Source organism: Microbispora catharanthi (assembly GCF_006334915.2).
Lineage (GTDB): Bacteria > Actinomycetota > Actinomycetes > Streptosporangiales > Streptosporangiaceae > Microbispora > Microbispora catharanthi.
In genome coordinates this window covers 1-22,281 of the sequence record NZ_VDMA02000044.1, presented here as the reverse complement: position 1 = coordinate 22,281, position 22,281 = coordinate 1, and the positions used below count along the sequence as shown (strand labels likewise).

18 protein-coding genes are annotated in these 22,281 nt (G+C 71.7%); 7 read left to right on the top strand and 11 right to left on the bottom strand.

Annotation, left to right across the window (positions count from 1 at the left end; translation table 11 throughout):
- Positions 1 to 2: 2 nt before the first annotated feature.
- Positions 3 to 1,535 carry a ricin-type beta-trefoil lectin domain protein gene (locus FH610_RS41660; RefSeq protein WP_205826437.1) on the bottom strand — a complete coding sequence of 511 codons (1,533 nt, stop codon included), beginning with the start codon at positions 1,533 to 1,535 and terminating at the stop codon, positions 3 to 5.
- Positions 1,536 to 1,756: 221 nt separating this feature from the next.
- Here FH610_RS41660 and FH610_RS44080 point away from each other — a divergent pair, with 221 nt between their 5' ends.
- Positions 1,757 to 3,448, top strand: coding sequence for a serine/threonine protein kinase (locus FH610_RS44080; RefSeq protein WP_205826436.1), 1,692 nt, complete (start codon positions 1,757 to 1,759; stop codon positions 3,446 to 3,448).
- Between the two features lie 21 nt (positions 3,449 to 3,469).
- Here the strand turns inward: FH610_RS44080 and FH610_RS41645 are convergent, their stop codons facing one another.
- Positions 3,470 to 4,510: a LacI family DNA-binding transcriptional regulator gene (locus FH610_RS41645; protein WP_139580761.1), complete on the bottom strand. Its 1,041-nt coding sequence runs from the start codon at positions 4,508 to 4,510 to the stop codon at positions 3,470 to 3,472.
- A gap of 138 nt (positions 4,511 to 4,648) precedes the next feature.
- On the opposite strand from FH610_RS41645, the gene FH610_RS41640 reads away from it, so the two are divergent.
- The 4 genes from FH610_RS41640 to FH610_RS41625 are packed head-to-tail and all read left to right on the top strand — an operon-like array spanning position 4,649 to position 9,854.
- Entirely contained in the window at positions 4,649 to 6,019 is a 1,371-nt protein-coding gene (locus tag FH610_RS41640; RefSeq protein WP_139580760.1) for an ABC transporter substrate-binding protein, read from the top strand.
- Positions 6,019 to 6,945 (top strand): carbohydrate ABC transporter permease, encoded by a 927-nt coding sequence (locus tag FH610_RS41635; RefSeq protein ID WP_139580759.1) that lies wholly within the window; start codon positions 6,019 to 6,021, stop codon positions 6,943 to 6,945. Before FH610_RS41640 ends, FH610_RS41635 begins: the two co-directional genes overlap by 1 nt.
- Positions 6,942 to 7,784: a carbohydrate ABC transporter permease gene (locus FH610_RS41630; RefSeq protein ID WP_139580758.1), complete on the top strand. Its 843-nt coding sequence runs from the start codon at positions 6,942 to 6,944 to the stop codon at positions 7,782 to 7,784. The genes FH610_RS41635 and FH610_RS41630 overlap by 4 nt, the downstream gene beginning before the upstream one ends.
- A 30-nt stretch (positions 7,785 to 7,814) precedes the next feature.
- Positions 7,815 to 9,854, top strand: coding sequence for a glycoside hydrolase family 2 protein (locus FH610_RS41625; protein ID WP_139580757.1), 2,040 nt, complete (start codon positions 7,815 to 7,817; stop codon positions 9,852 to 9,854).
- Between the two features lie 52 nt (positions 9,855 to 9,906).
- On the opposite strand, the gene FH610_RS41620 is transcribed toward FH610_RS41625, so the two are convergent.
- From FH610_RS41620 to FH610_RS41590, 7 genes are all read right to left on the bottom strand, one after another.
- The gene (locus FH610_RS41620) at positions 9,907 to 10,224 is read right to left on the bottom strand and encodes a DUF6510 family protein (protein WP_139580756.1); all 318 of its coding nucleotides are present in this window, start codon (positions 10,222 to 10,224) and stop codon (positions 9,907 to 9,909) included.
- 1 nt (position 10,225) lies between these two features.
- Positions 10,226 to 10,921 carry a ferredoxin reductase gene (locus FH610_RS41615; RefSeq protein ID WP_139580755.1) on the bottom strand — a complete coding sequence of 232 codons (696 nt, stop codon included), beginning with the start codon at positions 10,919 to 10,921 and terminating at the stop codon, positions 10,226 to 10,228.
- Entirely contained in the window at positions 10,914 to 11,513 is a 600-nt protein-coding gene (locus FH610_RS41610) for a sulfite oxidase-like oxidoreductase (RefSeq protein WP_139580754.1), read from the bottom strand. Before FH610_RS41610 ends, FH610_RS41615 begins: the two co-directional genes overlap by 8 nt.
- Positions 11,514 to 11,580: 67 nt before the next feature.
- A complete protein-coding gene (locus tag FH610_RS41605) occupies positions 11,581 to 12,750 on the bottom strand; it encodes a zinc-dependent alcohol dehydrogenase (RefSeq protein ID WP_139580753.1) in 1,170 nt (389 codons plus the stop codon).
- A gap of 9 nt (positions 12,751 to 12,759) precedes the next feature.
- Positions 12,760 to 13,485, bottom strand: coding sequence for an SRPBCC family protein (locus tag FH610_RS41600; RefSeq protein WP_205826434.1), 726 nt, complete (start codon positions 13,483 to 13,485; stop codon positions 12,760 to 12,762).
- Positions 13,486 to 13,730: 245 nt separating this feature from the next.
- The gene (locus FH610_RS41595; RefSeq protein ID WP_139580751.1) at positions 13,731 to 15,104 is read right to left on the bottom strand and encodes a phenylacetate--CoA ligase family protein; all 1,374 of its coding nucleotides are present in this window, start codon (positions 15,102 to 15,104) and stop codon (positions 13,731 to 13,733) included.
- Positions 15,105 to 15,216: 112 nt separating this feature from the next.
- On the bottom strand, positions 15,217 to 15,843 hold the full coding sequence (locus FH610_RS41590) for a TetR/AcrR family transcriptional regulator (RefSeq protein WP_139580750.1): 627 nt from the start codon (positions 15,841 to 15,843) through the stop codon (positions 15,217 to 15,219).
- 180 nt (positions 15,844 to 16,023) lie between these two features.
- Between FH610_RS41590 and FH610_RS41585 the strand changes: the two genes are divergently transcribed.
- Both FH610_RS41585 and FH610_RS41580 read left to right on the top strand, forming a co-directional pair.
- Complete coding sequence (locus FH610_RS41585; RefSeq protein ID WP_139580749.1) at positions 16,024 to 18,024, top strand: erythromycin esterase family protein; 2,001 nt, start codon at positions 16,024 to 16,026, stop codon at positions 18,022 to 18,024.
- 132 nt (positions 18,025 to 18,156) lie between these two features.
- Positions 18,157 to 19,143 (top strand): alpha/beta fold hydrolase, encoded by a 987-nt coding sequence (locus FH610_RS41580; RefSeq protein ID WP_139580748.1) that lies wholly within the window; start codon positions 18,157 to 18,159, stop codon positions 19,141 to 19,143.
- Positions 19,144 to 19,218: 75 nt separating this feature from the next.
- Here the strand turns inward: FH610_RS41580 and katG are convergent, their stop codons facing one another.
- Entirely contained in the window at positions 19,219 to 21,450 is a 2,232-nt protein-coding gene (gene katG, locus FH610_RS41575; protein ID WP_139580747.1) for a catalase/peroxidase HPI, read from the bottom strand.
- A 33-nt stretch (positions 21,451 to 21,483) separates the two neighbouring features.
- On the bottom strand, positions 21,484 to 21,921 hold the full coding sequence (locus FH610_RS41570; protein ID WP_139580746.1) for a Fur family transcriptional regulator: 438 nt from the start codon (positions 21,919 to 21,921) through the stop codon (positions 21,484 to 21,486).
- Positions 21,922 to 22,281 lie beyond the last annotated feature (360 nt).

Genomic DNA, 22,281 nt, shown 5'->3' with positions numbered 1-22,281 from the left:
CATCAGCCCCGCCGCCACTTCTGGTTGGCGCCGCCGTGGCACTCCCACTGGATCAGCCGTGCGCCGTCGTTCGGGTTCCAGCCGTCGATGTCGACGCACTTGCCGGACTGCGGGTTGACCAGGTCGCCCGCCGCGCTGAGCACGAACTGCTGAGCGGGGTTGCCGCTGCAGGTCGCGATCTGGATCACGGCGCCGTTGTCCCTGGACCCCCAGGCCACGTCCATGCACAGGTTGTTCTGCGTGCGCAGCGTGCCGCCGGTGAAGGTCCACCTTTGGGCGCTGGTGCCGTTGCAGGTGTACATCTGCAACGGCGCGCCGTCTCTGAAGTCGGCGCCCGGAACGTCGATGCACTTGTCGTTGAGGCTGCTGATCAGCGCGCTCGTGTCGCCGCCCGTGGTGGTCAGGCTCAGGCCGTACGCGCCGAGGATCTCGTTGACCGGCTGGAAGAAGGTGGTGCCGCCGGTGGAGCAGTTTCCCGCGGCGCCGGAGGTGACGCCCTGGGCCTGGTCGCCGGACATGTAGGCGCCGCCCGAGTCGCCCCCCTCGGCGCAGGCGCTGGTCTGGGTGAGCCCGTAGACCAGCGAGCCGGAGTAGTCGACGGTCACGTTCCTGGCCTGGACGACCCCGCAGCGCCAGCCGGTGGTGCGCCCGGAGCGGCAGATCGACGCCCCGACGGGCGCCTCCTGCGAGCCGGCCACCGAGACGGTGCCGCCGCCGTAGTCGTCGACCCAGGGGCGCGGCGTCCAGTCGCCGTTGGTGCGCACCCAGGCGTAGTCGTTGTCGGGGAACGACGAGGCGGCGAAGGTGCCCTGGGCGACGTTGTTGTATCCCAGCGTCGGGTTGCCGGCGCGCCCGCAGTGCCCGGCGGTGACGAAGCCGCCGTTGTTCACCGAGAACCCGACGGAGCACAGCACGTTGCCGTTGATGACGTACTGGTCGCCGCCCCGGATGTCGTAGACGAGGCGGGGAGCCTGGGCGACGGAGATCCGCGTCGCCGCGGCGTCGGCGGACGCGGCCCGCACGAATCCCGCCGCCGCGGCCTCGTCGGCCGCCGACACGACGACCGCGTTGGCGGCCGGGTCGACGTACCAGCCGTAGACGCCGGTGCCTGCGGCGCCGGCGGCCCGGTCGAGCGCGGCCTTGACGGTGTTCAGCTGCCTGTCGCTGCGTTTCACGGAGACGGGCACGGCGCCCGCCTCGCGTACGCGCTCGGCGTCGCCCGCGTCCAGGACACCGGCGGCCAGGCGCTGTCGCGCCGGGTCGTACCAGGCGCCGGCGAAGCGGTCGCCGAGCTCGGCGCGGACCCGCCGTTCGACGGCCGCCGCCGCGGCTTCGTGGGTCTGGCGGACCCGCGCCTGCTCGGGGGTCAGGTGCAGGTCGCGCTGCAGCGCCTGCCGCATCGTCGCCGGGGTGCCGCTGGAGGCGGCGCCGGGATCAGGCGGGGGGACGGGGGAGGGGGCGGCATGCGCGGACACGGAGGGGAGGGCGAGCGCGACGGCGAACACCGCCGCGCCGGTCAGCACGGTGAGTCTCACGGCAGTCCTTCTGGGGGGCGACGAGACGTGAGAGCGCTCTCTGAAAAGAACCTTTACAGTGGTATGACCGTCCGTCAAGACCCAACATTTCCCAACACATCCCGCCGTTCGCGAGGATGGGATGCGTAGGAAAGCGCGCCTGTCTGCCGAATCCGGTCCTGTCGTCGATCTTCGGCGGGATACTGGAGTTCCCGAACGTGCCCCCGACCCACCGGAGAGTCATGCCGCAGCCGCTGGAGCCGAGCGATCCCGCACGCCTGGGCTCCTACCGCATCACCGGCAGGATCGGCGAGGGTGGGCAGGGCGTGGTCTACCTCGGCGAGGCCGAGTCCGGCGACCTCGTCGCGGTCAAGCTCTTCCACGCGCGGCTCGGCCGTGACGCCGCGGCCCGCGCCGACTTCACCCGCGAGGCGGAGCTCGCCCGCAGGGTCGCCCGGTTCTGCACGGCCCAGGTGCTGGAGTCCGGCATGGACGGCGGCCGGCCGTACATCGTGAGCGAGTACGTCGAGGGGCCTCCGCTGAACCAGGTGGTGGCCGCGCGGGGGCCGTTGTCGGGCGGCGCGCTCGAACGGCTCGCCATCGGCACGGCCACCGCTCTGGTCGCCCTGCACGACGCCGGGGTCCTCCACCGGGACTTCAAGCCGCAGAACGTGCTGATCGGGCCGGACGGGCCGCGCGTCATCGACTTCGGGATCGCCCGCGCCCTCGCCGCCACGAGCACGATGACCAGCCAGGTCGTGGGGACCCCCGCCTACATGGCGCCCGAGCAGCTCGCGGCCGGGGAGCTCGGCTTCGCCCTCGACGTGTTCGCCTGGGCGTCCACGATCACGTTCGCCGCCACGGGCCGCCCGCCGTTCGGCGCCGACGCCATCCCCGCCATCATCAACAGGATCCTCAACCAGGAGCCCGACCTGGAGGGGATCGAGGCACCGCTGCGCGACCTGCTCGCGGCCTGCCTCGCCAAGGACCCCGGACGGCGGCCGACCGCGCGGGAGATCGTCGACCGTCTCGTCCGCCCGCGCCACGACGCGCAAGCCGCACCGGCCGTACCCGCCCCGCCGGGTGTGCCGGCCGCGCCGCCTGTGTCCGCCGCGCCCGCCGCGCCCGCCGCGCCCGCTGTGTCGGCTGTGCCGCATGGCCCGGCCGAATCCCCTTCGGCAGGGTCGCCCGCCCCGGGGACGTCCCCGCCCGGCCCGCCCGGGCCGGCCGGCCCGTCTCACTCGTCGTCCGGGGCGTCCGGGCCGGTCACGGTGCCGGGCGGCGGGCGGCGCAGGCGGGTCCGGGCCGCCGTCGCCGCCGCAGTAGTGGCCGTGGCGGCCACGGCGGCCGCCGCCGTCGCGCTGCTGCCGTCCGTGCACCTGCCGTTCCTGGCGGCCGGGTCCTCGGCGACGGAGCGGGCGGCGGCGGTCGGCACGGCCCCTGCCTCCTCTGCGGACACCGCCGGAGGCTCGTCTCCGTCCGGGGCCCCTTCGCCCACCGCCGCCTCGCGATCCGCGTCACCCGCCTCCTCGCACCGGCCGCGGGTGAGCCGGTCCACGGTCAGGCCGGACACCACCCGGCCGGCCCCGACGAGGACGGTCACCGCGCGGCCGACCGTCCGCCACTCGAAGACGACCGTGCCGATCCCCGCCGATTCTCCGGCCGCGAAGCCGGCGAATCCCTCGCCCACGCCGGTCAAGCGGGTCGTGGAGCTGGGACCCGGACACTTCACCGAGTACTGCGTGAGCCTCGGCTGGGAGTGGGTCGAGTACCGGGAGACGCCCACGCCCGGCGCGTACTGCGTCAAGCGGAAGGGCGACACCATGTACCTCACCCAGAGCCGGCGCGACGCGGGCTGCCGCTGGCGCTATCCCGACCCGAAGGCCTTCCACCGGTTCAAGAACAAGTCGAACTACTGCTACACGTATCGCTGACCCTTCGCCGGCGCCGGCCGTTCAGGACGGGATCGCGGGCGACGCGGGCACCTGGCCGGTCGTGCTCTCCCGGACGATCAGGCGATGCGGCACCACGATTTCGGCGGGCGGGCGGGCCGCCCCGCTGATCGACTCCATGAGGACGTCCACCGCCATGCGGGCGATCTCCTTCTTTTCCGGGGCGATGGTGGTGAGGCTGGGGGTGCTGTACTGACCTTCCTCGATGTCGTCCATGCCGACCACGGCAACGTCGTCGGGGACGCGCAGCCCCGCACGGGTCAGCGCCCGCATCGCGCCGAGGGCGAGCAGGTCGTTGTAGCAGAACACGGCGTCGGGCGGCTCGGACAGGGCGAGGAGCTGCTCCATGGCCGCGGCGCCCTGGCGGCGGTGGAAGCGCGGAGTCGGCACGACGAGCCGCTCGTCCACCTCCAGGCCCTCCCGCGCGTGCGCCTGTCGGTAACCGCTGGTGCGAAGCTGCGCGGTCTCGCCGGTGGCGTACGGCTGGTCGCCGATGGCGGCGACGCGACGCCGGCCGAGGCCCAGCAGGTGCGCGGTGGCCTCCCGGGCGGCGGCCACGTTGTCGATGGCCACGTGGTGGAAGCTGCCGTTGAAGATGTGCTCGCCCAGCAGCACGATCGGGACCCGGTTGCCCCGGGCCCGCAACTCCTCGGCCGAGACGCTCAGCGGGCTCAGCAGTAGTCCGTCGAACATCGTGGCCCGCGAGTCCCGGCTCAGCAGTTCGCGCTCGCGCTCGCCGTCGCCGTCGGTCTGGTCGACCATCACGACGTAGCCGCGGGCGCGGGCGGCGGTGATCACCTCGCGGGCGAGCTCAGCGAAGTAGGGGACGTCCAGCTCGGGCACGACCAGGGCGATCATCCCGCTGCGGCCCTGCTTGAGGTTGCGGGCGATGAGGTTGGGGCGGTAGTCGAGCTCGTCCAGCGCGGCCTGCACGCGTGCGCGCAACTCGTCCGACACCGGTGCGTACCCGTTGACCACGTTGGACACTGTGCGGATGGACACGTTCGCCCGCTTGGCGACGTCACGCAGGGTTGGACCGGCCATGCGTCTCCTATACCTCCGGCTGCTGGGGTTGGGAAGATCCTAAACCCGCGCTTGCATCGTTGCAGACAAGCATGCACTATGTCTGCATCGTTGCAGAGCCCTCACAACGTCTTTTCCCGGACGGCGAGGAGTACTTAGATGACCCCATCCCCCATGGACCGCCGCGGGTTTCTCAAGGGAGCCCTCGGAGTCGGAGCCCTCGCCGCCGCGGGCGGCACGCTGACCGCCTGCGCTCCCGGCACGGGCGGCGCGGCGGCCCCGAGCAGGCTGGCCAAGCCCTCCGCCTCCGCGACGGCGGCCAAGGGCGAGATCACCGTATGGAACCGGTCCGGCGACCTGTTCAAGGTGTTCGACGCGGCGATCGGCAGATTCCGCGAGGCCTACCCGGGCGTCAAGGTCAACCACATGGCCGTGGACATCGACGCCAAGCTGGCCAATACGCTGATCAGCGGCACGGACGTGCCCGACGGCAGCTTCTGGGACGACGCCAAGATCGGCGGCCAGGCCGAGCACCTCTACGACCTCTCCGACCTGATCGCGCCCTACCGGGACCAGATCGCGCCGTACAAGCTGTCGGTGAACACCGTGGCGGGCAAGATCTACGGCGTGCCCTGGGATCTCGACCCGGGGCTGCTGTGGTATCGGGAGGACATCCTCCAGGAGGCCGGGGTCGATCCCGCCGGGCTGGCGACCTACGACGACCTGCTGACCGCGTCCAGGACGGTCCGGGACAAGTTCCCGAAGACCAAGCCCATCCACCTGGACAAGAGCCCGTTCCTCGGCCAGTTGTGGCTCGAGATGCTGGCCAACCAGCAGGGCACGAGCCTCACCGACGCGCAGGGCAGGCTGCGGCTGGACTCGGCGGAGTACCGGCGGATCTTCACCTGGATCCAGGACGCGGTCAAGGACGGGCTCGCCACCCGCGCGCCCTACCTGGAGCCCGCCGACGTCAACACGCTCGACGGCGGCCAGCAGGTGTTCGTGCCGTGGGCGATCTGGTGGTCCTTCGCGCCGCAGCAGCTTCTCAAGGCCACCAAGGGCAAGTGGCGGGCGGCTCCGCTCCCGGCCTGGACGCCGGGCGGCGCGCGCAGCGGCGCCATGGGCGGCAGCAGCTTCGTCATTCCGGCCCAGGCCAAGAACCCGGAGCTGGCCTGGCTGCTGTACGAGTTCCTGTGCTTCAAGGAGCCCGGATACACCGCGCTGTACGGCCCGAGCAGCGTGTACCCCGGGGGTCTGTCGACGTCGGTCCCGAGTTTCACCCCCGCGCTCGATCCCGCCAAGCCGCTGTTCCAGCCGATCGACGCCCTCGGCGGTCAGGACCTGTGGAAGGTCGCCGTCGAGGCCGCCGCCACCATCCCGGCCGCGGCACCGATCCCGGCATGGTGGGCCAAGTCGGTGGACTACCTGGGCAACAACATGCAGCGCCTCATGGACGGCACGATGTCGCCCGACGACGTGATCGGCGAGTCGGCCGAGAAGATCCAGCGCAACCTGATCGACCGCTCCTGATGTCGGCTCTCACCACGATGGCGAGGTCCGGGCGGGCCGCCGGCGCGCGGCCGAGGTCGCGTCGCGGCACCCGGCTGTCGCCGTACCTGTTCGTCGCCCCGTTCTTCCTGGTCTTCGCCGCCTTCGGGATCTACCCGCTCGTCTTCGCGCTGCAGCTCAGCTTCACCCGCTGGCACGGCGCCGGCGCGGCCACCTGGGTCGGCCTGGGCAACTACGCCTACCTGCTGACCAGCCCGGAGTTCTGGGCCTCGCTCGGCAACAGCGCGGTGATGTGGCTGCTCATCGTGCCGATCCAGATCGTGGCCGGGCTCGCCGGCGCGGTGCTGCTGGCCAACGCGAAGCTGCGGTTGCGCGGGCTGTTCAGAGTCGCCTTCCTCGCGCCGTTCGTGACGCCGCTGGTGGCCATGGCACAGGTCTGGATCGTCGTGTTCGACGAGGACTACGGCCTGGTCAATCACCTGCTCAACCTCGTCGGCCTGCCCGACGTGGGGTGGCTGACCTCGACCGCGTGGTCCAAGCCGACGCTCGCGCTGCTGTTCCTGTGGAAGACGACCGGATTCGCGATCATCATCCTGCTGGCCGGGCTGCAGGCGGTGCCGGCCGCCGTGTACGAGGCCGCCGCGATCGACGGGGCGTCTCGCCGGCGGCAGTTCTGGTCGCTGACCGTTCCTCTGGTGCGCCGGAGCATGGCCTTCCTCGTGGTCGTGCAGACCCTCGCCGTGTTCCAGATGTTCGCCGAGCCGTTCGTGGTCACCGAAGGCGGCCCGTACGGCTCGACCACCACCGCCGGGCTCTACCTCTACGACCACATCACCGCCTCCGACCTGGGCACCGGCGCCGCGAACTCGTTCCTGCTGGTGCTGCTGGTCTTCGGGCTCTCCCTCGGCGCGGTCAGGCTGCTGCGCCCGAAAGACGAGGTGTCATGAACCAGACCAGGCCGGGCCCGGTGCAGTACGCCCTGCTGGCGCTGCTCGCCGCGGCGTTCCTCTACCCGATCTGGTGGGCGGTCAGCTCCTCGCTCAAGCCGGCCGCCGACATCATCACCGATCCCCTCTCACCGGGGCCCGTCACGCTGGACAACTACAGGGCGATGTTCGCCGACGTGCCGATCGGCACCGGCTTCGCGAACACCGCGCTGGTGCTGGCCGTCAAGGGCGCGATGACGATGTTCTTCTGCCCGCTGGCCGGATACGCCTTCGCCAAGTACGCCTTCCCCGGCAAGAACCTGCTGTTCGGAATCGTGCTGCTCACCCTCATGCTGCCGACCCTGGTGCTGATCATCCCGCTGCTGCTGGAGATGAGCGCCCTCGGCTGGGTCAACACCTACCAGGCGCTGATCCTGCCGGGCAGCATCGACGCGTTCAGCATCTTCTGGATGCGCCAGACCATCGCCGCCATCCCCGACGAGCTGATCGACGCCGGACGTGTGGACGGCGCGAGCGAGTTCGGCGTCTTCGCCAGGGTCGTGCTGCCGGTGATCCGCCCCGGACTGGCCGCGCTGGCCGTGCTGACCACCATGAACATCTACAACGACTTCGTCTGGCCGGTCGTCGCCGTCAACGACACCTCGCACCAGACGCTCCAGGTGGTGCTGTCCACCCTGGCGCAGAACGTCACCGGCAACCGGATCGGCGCGGACTTCGCCACCGTCTGGGGCGAGTTGCTCGCCGCGGGCAGCATCGCCATGCTGCCGCTCCTGGTGATCTTCGTCCTCCTCCAGCGCCACTTCATCAACGGCATTCTCGCCGGCAGCGTCAAAGGCTGACCAGGCACATCTCTCATGAAACGGAGCACCATGACCCCGCGCGCGGAATACCCCCGGCCCCACTTCGACCGATCGCACTCCTGGTCAAGCCTCAACGGCGAGTGGGACTTCCGGGCCGACACCGAGCAGGGCTGGAATCGGACCATCACCGTGCCCTTCGCCTGGGAGACCCCCGCCTCCGGCGTCGAGGCCCACTGGCTGCCCGTGGCCTGGTATCGCCGCCGTGTCACCGTGCCGGCGGCCTGGGCGGGGCAGCGGGTCGTGCTCCACTTCGGCGCCGTGCACCACGAGGCCACCGTGTGGGTCAACGGCGTCGAGGTGGCCGCGCACCGCGGCGGTTACACGCCGTTCGAGGCCGACGTCACCGAGGCGTTGCGCGAGGGCGAGCAGGAGATCGTGGTGCGGGTCGCCGCGCCGCTCGACAAGCGGGACATCGCGCACGGCAAGCAGCGCAGCGTTCCCCGCGACGACTTCGACGGCGTGTGCTTCACCCCCTCGTCGGGCATCTGGCAGAGCGTCTGGATGGAGGCGCGGCCGGTCACTCACCTCGCCGCGCTGAAGCTGCGCCCCGCCGAGGGCCTGACCGGCATCGTGGCCGAGGCACGCGTCGAGGACCCGGTGGCGGAGACCAGGCTGCGACTGTCCGTGCGCGGGTGCGACACGTCGGTCGAGGTGCCGGTCGGCCACGGGCCGGTGCGGGTGGAGTTGCCGATCGAGGAGCCGCGGCTGTGGTCGCCGGACGACCCGCACCTCTACCACGTGGACGCCGAGCTCGTCTCGCCCGGCGGCACCGACCGGGTCGCCGGATACACCGGGCTGCGCACGATCGACGTGGTGGGGGAGGATCTGTACCTCAACGGCCGCCGGCTGTTCGTACGCGGGGTGCTCGACCAGGGCTACTGGCCGCGCACCGGCATCACGGCCCCCGACGACGCCGCGCTGCGCCGCGACATCGAACTGGCCGCCGCCGCGGGGTACAACCTGGTGCGCAAGCATCTCAAGCTGGAGGATCCCCGCTTCGTCCACCACGCCGACACCCTCGGGATGCTGGTCTGGGCCGAACCCGCCGCCACCGGGCGCTTCTCACCCGAGTCCGTGGCCGCTTTCGAGGAGCAGATCGCTCCCATGGTCGAGCGTGACGGCAACTCCCCGGCGATCGTCATCTGGGGCCTGTACAACGAGGAGTGGGGCCTCGACTGGGACATCCCGGGCGACCCCGCCAAGCAGCAGGCGGCCGCGCGGGCGTACGACCTGCTCAAGAGCCTCGACGCGACCCGGCCCGCCGTGGACAACTCCGGCTGGACCCACGTCAGGACCGACCTGCTCGACTGGCACTACTACGACGAGTCCGCCGCGTCCTGGGGCAGGACCGTGGCCGCGCTGCTCGACGGTGAGCAGGACGACTTCCCCGTGCGGCTCGGCCCCGACTTCGTCGTACGCAAGAAGCTGGCCGGCACGCCGTCCCAGCCCCTGCGCGGGCTTCCCAACCTGAACAGCGAGTACGGCGGCGGCTTCACGTCGGTGGAACGCGCCTGGCATCTGCGCTGGCAGACCCAGGAGCTGCGCCGCCACGACCGGCTGGCCGGGTACGTCTACACGGAGCTGTACGACATCGAGCACGAGTCGGCCGGACTGCTCGACTTCGAACGCCGCCCCAAGGACCTGGCCGGCGTGAACCCGGCCCATGCCAACGCCACCACGACGCTCGTGCTCGACGTCGTCCCGGTCGCGCCCGGCCGGGACCTGCTCAGCACCTCGCGCGAGGTCGCCGTCGGCGTGCGGGTCTCCCACCACGGCGCCGAGCCCGTGACCGGCCACCTGCACACCGCCTGGACCCCGGTCTTCGGTCCCGCCCCCGAGAGCCCGGGAGAGCCGGGCCCCGCCGCGGAGGCGAAGCCGTTCCTGCTCGGCGCGCCCACCGAGGTCCGCGCCGTGCTTCCGGACGGCTGGACCAGCGGGCGGCTGCACATCGCTCTGGTCGGCGAAGGGGCCGTCGTCGCCCGCTCCGCCCTGGACGTGGACACCCACACCGCCCTCGTCATCGGCGACGACACACAGGCCCGCGCCTGAGGAGCCAAGGGGTGAGCCGGCGGCCGGGCTCGCCCGGCCGCCGGCCTGGTCGTCATCGGTCCGCGCCGGGTTCTCCCCCCGCCGAGGCGACCGCGCCCGGGCCCGCGCCGCCCAGCGGGATGCGCAGGGTGACGGCGCCGCGCAGGTCGAGCCAGGCCGCGTCCGGGCTCCGGACCAGGCGCAGCACGACCTCCTCGCATCCCGGGCAGCGGGCCACGAGGCCGGGGGCCCGGTCGTAGACGTGAAGGGAGGCCACCGGACCGGTCAGGCCGCAGGCGGCGCAGCGGCTGACGGCGACCGAGACGTCGGCCGCGAAGATCTCGGCCAGCGGACCGGCCAGTGCGTTCCCGTCGAGGTGGTCGGCCTGCATGTCAGTCTCCCGTGGGGCCGAAGCGTTCTGTTCTGATGCGGGCGGGGTCGTGGCCGAGCCCCACCAGGAGCGCCGCCGAGGCCTCCACGAAGCCGGTGGGGCCGCACACGTAGCAGTCGGCCTCGCCGTAGGGGCCGAGATCGGCGGCGGTGAGGCGGCCGGGCGGCCTCGGGTGCCCCTCGGGGACCCGGCGCGTGTAGGCGAGCGTGACCGACACGCCCGGATCCGGCCGCAGCAGCTCGTCGGCGTAGCAGAGCCGCTCCGGCGAGCGCACGGCGTAGACCAGCCGGAACGGCGTGTCCGCGCCGGCGGCGCGGCGGGCCCTGATCATGGCCATCAGCGGCACGATGCCCGCGCCTCCCGCGACCAGCAGCACCGGTGCGGGGCCGTCCGGGCGCCAGACGAACCAGCCGCCCACCGGGCCGCGCAGCTCCAGCTCGTCGCCGGGCTCCATGTCCAGGGTGAGGTAGGGCGAGACCTCGCCGTCGGGCACCCGCTGCACGGTCAGCTCCACGCCCTCGGGCCCGGCGAGGGAGTAGCTGCGGCGGGCGGAGTAGCCGTCGCCGGCGGTGAGCTTGACGTCGACGTGCTGGCCGGCCAGGTGGCCCGGCCAGCCGGGCACGTCGAAGACCAGCGTGCGGGCCGTGGCGTTCTCGTCGCGCACCTTGACCAGGCGCGCGACGTGCCATCTAGTCATCTGCGTAGCGCTGCTCGCGCCACGGGTCGCCGTAGTTGTGGTAGCCCGCGGTCTCCCAGAAACCCGGCCAGTCCTCGGTCAGCAGCCGGATGCCGCGCACCCACTTCGCCGACTTCCAGAAGTACAGATGCGGCACCAGCAGCCTGGCCGGTCCGCCGTGGCTCGGCGTCAGATCCTCGCCCTCGTAGCGGTAGGCGATCCACGCCTTGCCGTCCAGCAGGTCGTCGAGCGGCAGGTTCGTCGTGTAGCCGCCGTACGAGTGGACCAGCGCGTAGTCCGCCGTCGACTCGACGTCCTCGAAGAGCACGTCGAGGGAGACGCCCCGCCAGGTGGTGCCGAGCTTGGACCAGCTGGTCACGCAGTGGATGTCGACGGCCGGCTCCTCGTACGGCAGTGCCGTCAGCTCCGGCCACGTCCACCGGTGCGTCTGCCCGGCCTCGGTGTCGATCGTGAACTCCCACCGGTCGAGCGGCACGTGCGGCGTGGGCCCGGCCGACAGCACGGGGAAGTCCTCGGTGAGGTACTGGCCGGGCGGGAGCCGGTCGTCCTCGCCCCTGCGTCTGCCGCGGAACCCGCGGGTGAAGGTGGTCACCGGAGGATCGTAGAGTCCGCCGGGATGCCGGCACCGCCCGGGGGCGGGGGAAACCTCCGGAACCCGGTCACGGCGTCAGGACGACCTTGTTGCACTCGTCCTGCTTGTCCCTGAACAGCTGGTAGCCGCGCGGGGCCTCGTCGAGCGGCAGGCGGTGAGTGATCACGAAGCTCGGGTCGATGTCGCCCTCGCGGATCCGCGTGAGCAGCGGCTTCAGATAGCGCTGCACGTGGCACTGGCCGGCCTTCAGCGTCAGCGACCGGTTCATGACCGCGCCCATCGGAAACTTGTCGAGGAAGCCGGCGTAGAGCCCGATCACCGCCACGATCCCGCCGTTCCTGCAGGTCATGACGGCCTCGCGCAGGGCGTACGGCCGGTCGGTCTCCAGGCGGGTGGCCTGCTTGGTGCGGTCGTAGGCGTACAGCGCGGGGTTGGCGTAGTGGGCCTCCATGCCGACGGCGTCGATGCACGCGTCCGGGCCGCGGCCCGCGGTCAGGTCGAGCAGGGCGTCCCTGACGTCGACCTCCTCGTAGTCGAGCGTGGTCGCGCCCGCGCGCTCGGCGATCCGCAGGCGGTAGGCGAAGCGGTCGATGCAGACGACCTGCTCCGCGCCCATGAGGTAGGCGCCGGCGACCGCGAACTGGCCGACCGGCCCCGCTCCCCACACGGCGATGACGTCGCCGGGCTTGATGTCGCACATCTCGGCGCCCATCCATCCCGCGGGCAGGATGTCGGACAGGAACAGCACCTGCTCGTCCGCCAGCCCGTCCTCGATCTTGATAGGGCCGACGTCCGCGAACGGCACGCGGGCGTACTCCGCCTGGCCGCCGGGGTAGCCGCCCAGCATGTGGGAGTGGCCGAAGGCGCCGGCGGGGGAGTGGCCCAGGAACTTCTCCGCCAGGCCGGCATTGGGATTGGAGTTCTCGCACACGGAGTAGAGGCCGAGCCCGCAGGCGGCGCAGCGGCCGCAGGCGATCGGGAACGGGACGACCACGCGGTCGCCGACGTGGAGGTTCCGCACGCTGGGGCCCACCTCCACGACCTCGCCCATGAACTCGTGGCCGAGGATGTCGCCCTTCTTCATCGTCGGGATGAACCCGTCGTACAGGTGGAGGTCGGAGCCGCAGATGGCGGTCGAGGTCACCCGCACGACGGCGTCGTGGCCGTTCAGGATCCGCGGGTCGGGCACCTCGCGGACCTCGACGTTGCCGCGGCCCATCCAGCAGTTGGCCTTCATGGCGACTCCTCACCGCACCGGCCGGGCCGGACGCCGTCTCAGCAGTCTCGGCGCCCGGGTGCCTTCCGACCGGACGACCTCGCCGATCTCCATGACCTGCTTGAACCGGCGCAGGTCGTCGCGCACCTGCTGCTCGGGGTGCTCGCCCAGCAGCCTGGCGACGGCGAGGCCGGCCCTGCCTCCGGGCGGGTCGTACCGCAGGTGCACCCGCACCTCGGTGCCGCGCCCGCCGGGCGCCTCGCAGAACCGCACGGTTCCGCTGTTCGGCACCAGGGCGGTGCCCGTCGAGCGCCAGGAGATCACTTCATCCCGGAGATCCTCGACGATCTCCGCGTCCCACTCGACCGCCCTCCCCGCGGGGCCCCTGGCCGTCCAGTGGGTGACGCCGTCGCCCGTCGTCACCGATTCCACGTGCGTCATGAAGGTCGGCAGCCGCTCGAACCGGTGCCAGAACCGGTACACCTGGTCACGGGGGCGTCTCACCGTGACGGCGGCGTGCAGGTCCAGGCCTTCGTCGGGTGCGGCCTCGGGGCGCCGCCCGCATGCCCGCGCCGCCGCGTACACGCCGGCTCCGGTGGCGGCGACCGCTCCCGCCACCGCCGCCGGGGGGCCGAAACGCCGGACGGCGGACGGCGCGGCGAGCCGTACGCGTTCGAGGGCGGGACCCATCCGTTCCATCGCGCCGGACAGCGCCCGGGAGAGCCGCTCGGATGCGGGCTGGTGTTCTCCGGTCATGTCGGCTCGCCTCGCTCCCCGCTCGGGACGTACGTGATGATCAGTGATAGACGGCGACGAAGCGGTCATAGGGCCGTACCCGCGATTCGCGGCCCGACACACCGTGGCCCGACACTCAGCGACACGACACTCGGCGGCACGGGGCCCGCTGCTCCTCGTCCGGCGATGCAGCGACCTGCTGTGGAACGGCACAGGCGAGGCCGCCAGGCACCGGTTCGTCGCGCATGCGGGCCGTGCCGTCCCGTTCAAGGGTCTTGCAGGGGAACGACCCTGCGAAACTTGCCGCCGGGCGACCGCTCGGGTGGCTCCTCTGCGCGTTCGAGCGTGACGTGGCCGGCGTTGTGCGCGGCCAGCAGCCGGCCGATCTCGTCGCGTACCGCCTGCCACACCTGCTCGGGGTCGGCGCCGTGCGCGGGCTTCAGGCGTACGCGCAGGGTGGTGGACGCGGTCTGGACGAGCTGGAACTGCTCGATGCCGGGGAGACGGTCCAGCAGAGTGCCGAAGAGCATCGGGGAGAGGCCGGCGTGCCCGCCGCGGCCGGTGGGGATGACGAGCATTTCGGCCGCGCGGCCCTGCACCCGGACGGCGGGCAGCGGGCTGCCGCACGGGCAGGGGCCGGGGCGCAGCAGGACGTTGTCGCCCAGGTCGTAGCGCAGGATCGGCTGGACCTGGTTGGCGAGGTTGGTCAGCAGAACCGTGTGCGACGGCTGACCTGGCGGGACGGGCCGGTAGTCGGCGTCGACCGGCTCCAGCACGGCCCAGTCGCTGTTGACGTGGAGCCAGTCGTCCGCGCAGCCGTACGCGAGGAAGCCGCACTCGGTGGCGGCGTAGGCGGAGCGGACCCGGGCGTGGAAGGCGCGGGCGATCCGGGCGCGGTTGTCCGCGGTCAGCGCCTCGCCGCCCGCGATGACCATCCCCGGGTGAATGCGCAAGCGGCCGGCCTCCTGCTCCCCGGCCAGCAGCCCGAGCATGCCGGAGAAGCCGGTGAGCGAGCTGGGCTTGTAACGGTCGAGCTCGGCGGCCAGGTCCGCGAGCGGCTGGTGTATCGAGAACTCTCGCAGCATCCAGCCGAGCCGCGGGTGGTCGCGGCGGAACCGCGCAGCCGACGCGACGGTGGCGAAGTGGCCGCCGGGTGCGGAGACGATGGCCGTACGGCCGGCGCCGCGCAGGAGGCGCAGGACGTCTCCGGCCCCCAGCCCGGCGCTGGCCCGGCGTCCGACGGCGTTGCCCACGGCGACGCTCCGCTCGTCCTGCAGGAAGATGCCCCGCAGGCCGCTGGTGCCGGAGGTGGTGGTCACGAGGTAGCGCCCCTGGAACCGCTCACCCACGAGAGCCGGGTCGGCCACGAACGCCTGGGCCTTCTCGAGCGTCACGTCCCGGTCGGTGACCCACTCGTCGAAGCGGGCCATGAGGGTCTTCTTGTCGGTGACCGGAAGGAGCGCCGGGTCGGCGACATCCTCCGGCAGCGCCCGGTACAACTCGCGGAAGTACGGCGAGCGGGCGCGAGCAAAGGCGACGATCTCGGCCAGGCGGGCGTGTTGCCGCTGCCTGATCGCCGCGGGACCCTGCCGCAGGACGCGTCGTGCGTCGCGCGCGAGTCGCCGCACGCTTTCGGTCATGGTGGGCCGTTCCTTTCTTGTGGGGGGACCCGGCGCGGATCGGCGGACGCCACTTCCGCCCTGGTGGACGACTCGTCCGGATGATTTGCCCGAATGACTTGCCGGAAGCGCGTCACGGAGCGCCGGTGTCCGGCACCGAGAGCAGGCCGTGCAGGGCGATGCCGAGGCCGTGCCGCGCGGCCTCCCATAGTTCGTCCTGGGATCGGCCGAGCTCGACGCTCGCCAGGCTCGCCTGCTGGATGGCGCCGATCAGCGATCCGGTCATGGCCGCCGCGGTGATCGGATCCAACCGGCCGGGGAACGCCTTCATCAGCTCGCCGGCGATCCGCCGCTGCAGATCCATCAACAGGTACAGGCCCTTGGCCTGGAGCGCCGGTGTCGTCAGCACCAGCCGGGTCGCCGCCGACAACTCCTCGGGCTCCTTGCGCGGCACGGCGGGTCGGCGGCGGGTGGCGTACTCCTGGACCATCCTCGCGAGCAACTCGCCGGGCCCCTCCTGCGGCCGTCGTTCCGCGAGTGTCCCGAGCATCAGGTCGAAGATGTGCTCGGTGTCGGCGAGCACCACCTCGTCCTTGCTGCGGAAGTAGTTGAAGAACGTCTTGGGATCGACGTCCGCCGCCACGGCGATCTGCGCGACCGTGGTCTGCTCGTATCCCTGCTCGTTGAACAGCTTCATGGCCGCGGCGACGATCCGCTGCCTGGTCAGCCGCTTCTTGCGTTCGCGACGCGACTCCTGCACGATCCGAATCTACACCGCATGGATTATTCCAGCTACTGGAACTATCCAGTGACTCGCATCTGCGGCTCTGGGAGGCCGAGCACGATCCCGGGCGCCGTATCCCCCGGCTGCAGGGCGGAGAGGCCGTGTTTGCGCTGCCGGGACGGGGGTATGCGGCTGCGCGACCGGGAGGCGAGGCTCATGACTGATCGCCTGTTTTCGGATCGCCGGGACGCGGGCCGGGTGCTCGCGGGACTCCTCAACCACTACCGTGGGCTGCCCGACGTCGTCGTCCTCGGTCTGCCGCGCGGCGGCGTGCCGGTGGCGTACGAGGTGGCGACCGGCCTGGGTCACCCGCTCGACGTGCTCCTGGTGCGCAAGCTCGGCACGCCCGGCCGTGAGGAGCTCGCCATGGGGGCGATCGCCGGCGGCGGGGTGATCGTGCTCGACGAGGACGTCGTGCGCGGGCTCGGTCTCCAGTCCGACACGATCCGGCAGGTCGCCGAGCGGGAGGCCCGCGAGCTGGCGAGGCGGGAGCGGAGCTACCGGGGCGACACGCCCGCCACGGACCTGCGCGGCAAGATCGTCATCATGGTCGACGACGGGCTGGCGACCGGGGCGAGCATGCGCGCCGCCGTCCGCGCGGTCCGGCAGCGGAAGCCGGCCAGGATCGTGGTCGCCGTGCCCGCCGCGCCGGAGTCCACCTGCCAGGAGCTGTCCTCCCTGGTGGACGAGGCCGTCTGCGCGACCACGCCCACGCCGTTCTTCTCCGTGGGGGAGTCCTACTGGAACTTCACCCAGACCGCCGACGAGGAGGTGCGCAGGCTCCTCCGCGCGGCGGCCTCGGCACGGGCCGGGGCCCCGCCCGCCCGGACCGACCTCGCGATCCTGCGCTCTGAGGTCGTGCCCGCACAGGACGGCGTCCCCTCGGACGAGGTGCTGTTCGGCATCGTGGGCGACGCGCGGTTCGTGCTGATCGGCGAGGCGTCGCACGGCACCCACGAGTTCTACGCCGCGCGTGCCCGGATGACGCGGCGGCTGATTGAGGAGAAGGGCTTCGTCGCCGTGGCGGTGGAGGCCGACTGGCCCGACGCGTACCGGGTGAACCGGTACGTCCGGGGGCGCGGCGGTGACGCGACCGCCGAGGAGGCGCTCGGCGGCTTCCAGCGCTTTCCGGCATGGATGTGGCGGAACGCGGACGTGCTGGAGTTCGCCGGGTGGCTGCGCGAGCACAACGATCGGCTCGACGAGCGGGCGCGGGCCGGGTTCTACGGGCTCGACCTCTACAGCCTGCACCGGTCAGCCGACGAGGTCGTCGCCTACCTGGAGAAGGTGGATCCGGGCGCGGCGGAACGGGCCCGCGACCGCTACTCCTGCTTCGACCACAGCGACGGCGACGACGGGCAGGCGTACGGCTTCGCGGCCGCCTTCGGTGCGGGGGAGTCGTGCGAGCGGCGGGTGATCGACCAGCTCGTCGACCTCCAGCGCAACGCGCTGCGCTACCAGCGGGCACAGGGGCTGCTCGGCGAGGACGAGTTCTTCCACGCCGAGCGGAACGCCGCGGTGGTGGCCGCCGCGGAGCGGTACTACCGCACGATGTTCGGCGGCAGGGTGTCGTCGTGGAACCTGCGCGATCGGCACATGGCCGACACTCTGTTCGCACTGGCCGAGCACCTCGGCTGGCAGCGCGGCGAGCCGGCGAGGATCGTGGTGTGGGCGCACAACTCCCACCTCGGCGACGCGCGGGCGACGGAGATGGGCGCGCGCGGCGAGCTCAACCTCGGCCGGCTGGTGCGCGAGCACAACCCGGAGGACTGCCGGCTCATCGGCTTCACCACCTACACCGGCACCGTCACGGCGGCCGACGACTGGGGCCGCCCGGCCGAGCGGAAGAACGTGCGACCGGCGCTGCCCGACTCGGTCGAGGAGCTGTTCCACGAGGTCGGGCACAAGGAGTTCCTGGTCGACTTCACGCATTCGGCCGGCGCGGCGGACCTGCTGCGCAGGGCGCTGCTCGAACGGGCCATCGGCGTCGTCTACCGTCCGGGCACAGAACGGCAGAGCCACTACTTCCACACCCGCCTGCCCGACCAGTTCGACGCGGTGATCCACATCGACGAGACCGGCGCGCTGGAGCCCCTGGAGCGTACGGCCCGCTGGGAGCGCGGAGAGGTCCCGGAGACCTACCCGATGGCGGTCTGAGCCCCGGACGGCGAGGGCGGCGACGCGTCTCGGAACCCGGAGCGGTTTGCCGGACCGGCAACACGATTCACGGCGGCGGTACGGCCCGGTGGATGATCCACGCAGGAACCACCAGGAGTTTTGGAGGAATCGATGGCGCAGCCCGCTCCCGCCGCGGCGGTCACACATCGTCTGGTCTCGTCTCCCGCCGGTCGCATCCACGTGGTGGAGCAGGGCTCCGGGCCGCTGGTGCTGCTGGTGCACGGGTTCCCGGAGTCCTGGTATTCCTGGCGGCACCAGCTGCCGGTGCTGGCCGCGGCCGGTTACCGGGCCGTCGCCCTGGACGTCCGGGGCTATGGCCGCTCCTCCAAGCCCGGGGACGTGGCCGCGTACCGGATGCTGGAGCTGGTCGAGGACAACGTCGCCGTCGTGCACGCCCTGGGCGAGCGGACGGCGGTGATCGTGGGCCACGACTGGGGCGCGACCATCGCCGCGAACTCCGCCCTCGTGAGGCCCGAGGTCTTCCGCGCGGTCGGGTTGCTGAGCGTGCCGTACGCCCCGCGCGGCGGCCCGCGGCCCAGCGAGGTGTTCGCGCGGATGGGCGGAGAGGAGGAGTTCTATGTGCGCTACTTCCAGGAGCCCGGCCGGGCCGAGGCCGAGATCGAGCCGGACGTCCGCGGCTGGCTCGCCGGCTTCTACGCCGCCCTGTCCGCCGACACCATGCCGCCCGACGGCGCCCCGGACCCGCACTTCGTGTCCCGGGGCGGCAGGTTGCGCGCCCGCTTCCCCGCCGACCGGCTGCCCGCCTGGCTCACTACGGACGATCTCGACGTCTACGCGGCGGAGTTCGAACGGACCGGCCTGACCGGGGCGCTGAACCGCTACCGCAACATGGACCGGGACTGGGAGGACCTCGCCGGTTTCGACGGTGCTCCCATCCCGCAGCCGTCGCTGTTCGTCGGCGGCGCGCTGGACGCCTCCACCACCTGGATGGCCGACGCCGTCGCGGCCTACCCGGTCACCCTGCCGGGCCTGGTCTCCTCGCGCGTACTCGACGGCTGCGGCCACTGGATCCAGCAGGAACGCCGAGACGAGGTCAACGAGATCCTCACCGGCTGGCTCGCCTCCCTGCCCGCCTGAACCCCTGCCTGCCCGTCTGAAACGGCGAACGTCCGGGCCGCCCCCGTGTGGGCCGGCCCGGACGTCATGTCACGCTCAGACCAGGTCGAACCGGTCGAGGTTCATCACCTTGTCCCACGCCCGGACGAAGTCCTTCACGAACTTCTCCTTGGCGTCGTCGCTCGCGTAGACCTCCGCGACCGCGCGCAGCTCGGAGTTCGCCCCGAAGACGAGGTCGGCCCGGCTGCCGGTCCACTTGACCTCGCCCGTGGCGGCGTCGCGGCCCTCGAACGCGGTCTGGTCCTCCGACGTCGACTTCCACTCCGTGCCCAGGTCGAGCAGGTTGACGAAGAAGTCGTTGGTCAGGACCCCGGGGGTCTCGGTGAAGACGCCGAGCTTCGTCTGCTGGTGGTTGGCGCCCAGGACGCGCAGGCCGCCGACGAGGACGGTCATCTCCGGGGCGCTGAGGTTCAGCAGGTTCGCCCGGTCGACCAGCAGGTATTCGGCCGGCAGGCGGTTGCCCTTCCCGTAGTAGTTGCGGAACCCGTCGGCGGTCGGCTCGAGCGCGGCGAACGACTCGACGTCCGTCTGCTCCTGCGACGCGTCCACGCGGCCCGGCGTGAAGGGGACCTCGACGTCGAAACCGGCGTCCTTGGCGGACTTCTCGACGGCGGCGCACCCGGCGAGCACGATCACGTCGGCGAGGGAGACCTGCTTGCCACCGGTCTGGGCGGCGTTGAAAGACTGCTGGACGCCCTCCAGGGTGCGCAGCACGGTCGCGAGCCGGTCGGGGTCGTTGACCTCCCAGCCGCTCTGCGGCTGCAGGCGGATGCGCGCGCCGTTGGCGCCGCCGCGCTTGTCGCTGCCGCGGAAGGACGCGGCCGACGCCCACGCCGTGGACACGAGCTCGGAGACCGACAGGCCCGAGGCGAGGATCTGGTCCTTGAGGGCGGCGATGTCGTCGGCGTCGACGAGCTCGTACGTCCGCTCCGGGAGCGGGTCCTGCCACAGCAGCACCTCGGACGGGACCTCCGGGCCGAGGTAGCGCGCGACCGGGCCCATGTCGCGGTGGGTCAGCTTGTACCACGCGCGGGCGAAGGCGTCCGCGAACTGGTCGGGGTTCTCGTAGAAGCGCCGCGAGATCTGGCCGTAGATCGGGTCCACCTTGAGCGCGATGTCGGTCGTCAGCATGGCCGGTGCGTGACGCTTCGACGGGTCGTGGGCGTCGGGAACGGAGCCCTCACCGGCGCCGTTCTTCGGCTTCCACTGCCACGCGCCGGCCGGGCTCTTGGTCAGCTCCCACTCGTAGCCGAACAGGTTCCAGAAGAAGTTGGTGGACCACCTGGTCGGCGTCGAGGTCCAGGTGACCTCGAGACCGCTGGTGATCGTGTCGCCGCCCTTGCCGGTGCCGTAGCTGTTCTTCCAGCCCAGGCCCTGCTGCTCAATCGGAGAGGCCTCGGGGTCGGGGCCGACGTTGTCGGCCGGGCCGGCTCCGTGGGTCTTGCCGAAGGTGTGACCACCGGCGATGAGGGCGACGGTCTCCTCGTCGTTCATCGCCATGCGGCGGAACGTCTCACGGATGTCGCGGGCCGCGGCGAGCGGGTCCGGGTTGCCGTTCGGGCCCTCCGGGTTGACGTAGATGAGGCCCATCTGGACCGCGGCGAGCGGGTTCTCCAGCTCACGGTCGCCGCTGTAGCGCTCGTCACCGAGCCAGGTGGTCTCCGGACCCCAGTAGACGTCGTCGTCGGGCTCCCAGGCGTCCACCCGGCCGCCGGCGAAGCCGAAGGTCTTGAAGCCCATCGACTCCAGGGCGACGTTGCCGGTGAGGACCAGGAGGTCGGCCCACGAGATCTTCTTGCCGTACTTCTTCTTGACCGGCCACAGCAGCCGGCGGGCCTTGTCGAGGTTCGCGTTGTCCGGCCAGCTGTTGAGCGGGGCGAAGCGCTGCTGGCCCGAGCCGGCGCCGCCGCGGCCGTCGCTGATCCGGTAGGTGCCCGCGGCGTGCCACGCCATCCGGACCATGAGCGGCCCGTAGTGGCCGAAGTCGGCCGGCCACCAGTCCTGCGAGGTCGTCAGCACCTCCGCGATGTCTCGCTTGACCGCCGCGAGGTCGAGGGACGTGAACGCCTCGGCGTAGTCGAAGTCCTGACCGAGGGGGTTGGCCACGGCGGGGTTCTTGGCGAGGATCTTCAGGTTGAGGCGCTCCGGCCACCACTGGTGGTTGGCGCTGCCCTGGGTCGGGTGCGGGGCGCGCGTGTGCGCGACCGGGCAGCCGCCTTCGCCCTCCGTCTTCGGGTCTACAACGATTGCGTCGTGGTTCTCAGTCAAGGCAATCCTTCTGGACTAGCTGGATCATGGGGCTCAGGAAGTGCGAACGGTGGAACAGCCGGGGCACAGGCCCCAGTAGATGACGTCGGCCTCGTCGATCGTGAAGCCGTGCGTGTCGGACGCGGAAAGGCACGGCGCCTCGCCGACCGCACAGTCGACGTCGGCGACGACACCACACGACCGGCACACGACGTGGTGGTGGTTGTCGCCGACGCGGCCCTCGAATCGCGCCGGGCTGCCGGCCGGTTCGATGCGGCGCACGAGTCCCGCCGCGGTGAGCGCGTGGAGAGCCTCGTACACGGCTTGCAGGGAGACGTGGCCCACGCGATCGCGCACCCCGGAGGCGATCGCCTCGACGTCGAGGTGGTCACCGCTGCGGACGGTCTCGAGCAGTGCGACGCGGGCGGCCGTCACCCGCAGGCCGGCCCCCCGCAGCTCCTCGGCAGGCGTCGGAGTCCTGGGCGCGATCATGGTGCTAACCCTATCGCCCTAAACACGAAGAGTTCAAGAGAGCGAATCACCCAAATGTCTAGGTCTCTCAGGTGATGCCCGTCTCAGTGCGACATGCGCACCTTGCGAGCGGTGCCGGGGGTGTCACGGACATGCCGGTGCCCGCCCCCGGGAGATCGGGGGCGGGCACCGGGAGCCGGAGGCCTCACTTGAGGATCGGGAAGCGGCGGACCAGGGGAGTGGCGGCCCATTGGGTGCCGAGTCCGAGGGTGGTGCCGGCGCCGGTGAGGGTGAGGCCGGCCAGGACGATGGCGTAGACGATGTGCTCGTCCATGAAGGGGTTGGTGGTCAGGGGCAGTTCGGCGGCCCACATCATGAGTA

Bases quoted from the DNA above. Each gene is read 5' to 3' on its own strand.
- FH610_RS41635 (WP_139580759.1), top strand. From the start codon at position 6,019: ATGTCGGCTCTCACCACGATGGCGAGGTCCGGGCGGGCCGCCGGCGCG.
- FH610_RS41615 (WP_139580755.1), bottom strand. From the start codon at position 10,921: ATGACTAGATGGCACGTCGCGCGCCTGGTCAAGGTGCGCGACGAGAAC.
- FH610_RS41570 (WP_139580746.1), bottom strand. From the start codon at position 21,921: ATGATCGCGCCCAGGACTCCGACGCCTGCCGAGGAGCTGCGGGGGGCC.
- FH610_RS41595 (WP_139580751.1), bottom strand. From the start codon at position 15,104: ATGACCGAAAGCGTGCGGCGACTCGCGCGCGACGCACGACGCGTCCTG.
- FH610_RS41600 (WP_205826434.1), bottom strand. From the start codon at position 13,485: ATGACCGGAGAACACCAGCCCGCATCCGAGCGGCTCTCCCGGGCGCTG.
- FH610_RS41625 (WP_139580757.1), top strand. From the start codon at position 7,815: ATGACCCCGCGCGCGGAATACCCCCGGCCCCACTTCGACCGATCGCAC.
- FH610_RS44080 (WP_205826436.1), top strand. From the start codon at position 1,757: ATGCCGCAGCCGCTGGAGCCGAGCGATCCCGCACGCCTGGGCTCCTAC.
- FH610_RS41580 (WP_139580748.1), top strand. From the start codon at position 18,157: ATGGCGCAGCCCGCTCCCGCCGCGGCGGTCACACATCGTCTGGTCTCG.
- FH610_RS41630 (WP_139580758.1), top strand. From the start codon at position 6,942: ATGAACCAGACCAGGCCGGGCCCGGTGCAGTACGCCCTGCTGGCGCTG.
- FH610_RS41640 (WP_139580760.1), top strand. From the start codon at position 4,649: ATGACCCCATCCCCCATGGACCGCCGCGGGTTTCTCAAGGGAGCCCTC.
- FH610_RS41645 (WP_139580761.1), bottom strand. From the start codon at position 4,510: ATGGCCGGTCCAACCCTGCGTGACGTCGCCAAGCGGGCGAACGTGTCC.
- FH610_RS41620 (WP_139580756.1), bottom strand. From the start codon at position 10,224: ATGCAGGCCGACCACCTCGACGGGAACGCACTGGCCGGTCCGCTGGCC.
- FH610_RS41605 (WP_139580753.1), bottom strand. From the start codon at position 12,750: ATGAAGGCCAACTGCTGGATGGGCCGCGGCAACGTCGAGGTCCGCGAG.
- FH610_RS41585 (WP_139580749.1), top strand. From the start codon at position 16,024: ATGACTGATCGCCTGTTTTCGGATCGCCGGGACGCGGGCCGGGTGCTC.